The following is a 1890-nucleotide window of genomic DNA, read 5'->3' as shown; positions in this document are numbered from 1 at the left end:
GCTGAAGTAACCCCCTCCAGCCCAGTCCCGCTCGATCGCCCCCCGCCGCCGCATCGGTCGCTGGCCATGCGCCCTTTCCCTGCGTCGAGGTGAGATCAGGATACGGCGATCTGAAAGGGTGGGGACGAACTCGGGTCGAGAAAGTTCAGGGCGTTGAAATCGCGGGGGTTTGTTGGCTGAACGCCGGGCATAAACCACCCAACCCCCCGCTCATCCCGGCGAACGCCGGGGCCCAGATGGAATGGCGGTGTGGCTGGCGCCAACAGCGCCGAGCCCATCCGATCATCCTCTCGGCTTTGGGATCCGGGTCCGGGCGTTCGACGGGAGGAGCGGAACAACAAAGGGACGGGATTCTCACCCGTGAGCCCCGCGCCAGAGGGTTGGACCCGAAAAGCCTAGGGGCGGCGCCGGCGAAGCCCTAGGATCGCTCCACGCCGAAAGGGCGGCTCGGCCCGCTGGACTTCCCCGGCGCGCGAGCGTCCAGGCAGGAAACCACGATGGCCAAGGGTCAGAAGAAGTCCAACAAGGAAGTCCGCAAACCCAAGGCGGACAAGAAGACGGCCCCGGCCTCGGTCTCGCCGTTCATCGTCACGCCGGGCAAGAAGTAGGGGGCCGTCCGCCCCTCGCGCCCCCTTCGCCCCACGAAGGGGCGCCGTCCCTGCCTCTCACGGCGAGACGATCGCCGGATTGACCGGCTCAGCCCGGCGCGCCGCGGCCTCCAAGAACGCCTCGGAAGTTGATGGGAACATGCGTCGCACGCCACCGGTCATCGAGGCGGGAAACCGCCCGGCGCCCATCGCGCCGCACAGTGTCGCAGGGGCAACACACATCATATATAAAAAGATTTTGATTAGGAAGAAGTGGCGGCCCGGCGGCCGGTTATCGTAGGGCCGCAACGAGGGAGTCTGTTTCCATGAATCTTTCACGCCGCGATCTTGTGAAATCCCACCTGGTCCTCGCGGGTGCTTCGGCGATAAGCCTGGGCGCGGCGGCCAAGGTGCGGGCCCAGCCGGGTTCGGCGGGAGCGCGCGAGGTCCTTGAGCTGTGGCCGCATCCGCCGGCGGGCGCCCTGCATCCAGACATGGCCGAGGTGATCGAGCAGACCTCGTCGAGTCCGGGCTATAGCAGCCGCCGCGCGAAAGGAATCTCGAAGCCGTACATGATCGCGTTTCCGGCCGCCCAGCCCAACGGCTCGGCCATGCTGATCATTCCGGGCGGCGGCTTCGCCTGGAACTATTTCGAGCACGAAGGCTACTACATCGCCGATATCCTGAACCGCGCCGGCATTAGCTGTTTCGTGCTGATCTATCGCCTGGCGCAGGACGGATGGAGCGATCCGGCAAGCGTCGGCCCGGCCGACGCCCAGCGCGCCATGCGCCTCATCCGCGCCCAGGCGTCGCGCTTCCATCTCGACCCTGCGCGGGTCGGCGTCTTGGGCTTCAGCGCCGGCGGTTTCCTGACGGCGACCCTGGCGACGCGGCACGCCGCGCCGTTCTACGCGCCCGTCGACGCGACGGACCAGCTCACCGCCCGCCCGTTCCTGACGGCGCCGATCTATCCGGTGCAAAGCGTCGATCCCGCCTATGCCTATGGAGGCGCCGCGCCGTCGCTGTTTGGCGGGCCGCCGACGGCCGCCCAGATCCGCGAGTGGTCGCCGGACCTCAACGTCACCCCGACCGCCGCCCCGACCTTCCTGGTGCATGCCGAGGATGACGGCACGGTGCCCGTGGCCAATACGGTGCGGCTGCGCGACGCCATGGTCGCGGCCAAGATCACGGTCGAGACCCATCTGTTCGCCCGTGGCGGACACGGCTTCAGCGTCGGCGCAAGGCCCGGCAGTCCCGACGGTCTGTGGCTGCCGTTGTTCCTCAATTTCGCGCGCGAGCAAAA

Annotated in this window: 2 protein-coding genes and 1 pseudogene; all 3 read left to right on the top strand. The window is 67.7% G+C overall.

Features of this window, described 5'->3' with window-relative positions; translation table 11 throughout:
* Positions 1–5 precede the first annotated feature (5 nt).
* Positions 6–91: pseudogene (locus BM066_RS27450) on the top strand (hypothetical protein); the annotation flags it as partial.
* Positions 92–497: 406 nt separating this feature from the next.
* Positions 498–608 carry a hypothetical protein gene (locus BM066_RS25675; protein WP_018061233.1) on the top strand — a complete coding sequence of 37 codons (111 nt, stop codon included), beginning with the start codon at positions 498–500 and terminating at the stop codon, positions 606–608.
* A 305-nt stretch (positions 609–913) separates the two neighbouring features.
* A partial coding sequence (locus tag BM066_RS25670; RefSeq protein ID WP_089931226.1) for an alpha/beta hydrolase occupies positions 914–1890 on the top strand: 977 nt, incomplete at its 3' end.

Source organism: Caulobacter sp. UNC279MFTsu5.1 (assembly GCF_900114015.1).
GTDB lineage: Bacteria > Pseudomonadota > Alphaproteobacteria > Caulobacterales > Caulobacteraceae > Caulobacter.
Note: the sequence above shows the minus strand (reverse complement) of the source record. Positions and strands in the feature narration are given on the sequence as shown.

Bases quoted from the DNA above. Each gene is read 5' to 3' on its own strand.
- BM066_RS25675 (WP_018061233.1), top strand. From the start codon at position 498: ATGGCCAAGGGTCAGAAGAAGTCCAACAAGGAAGTCCGCAAACCCAAG.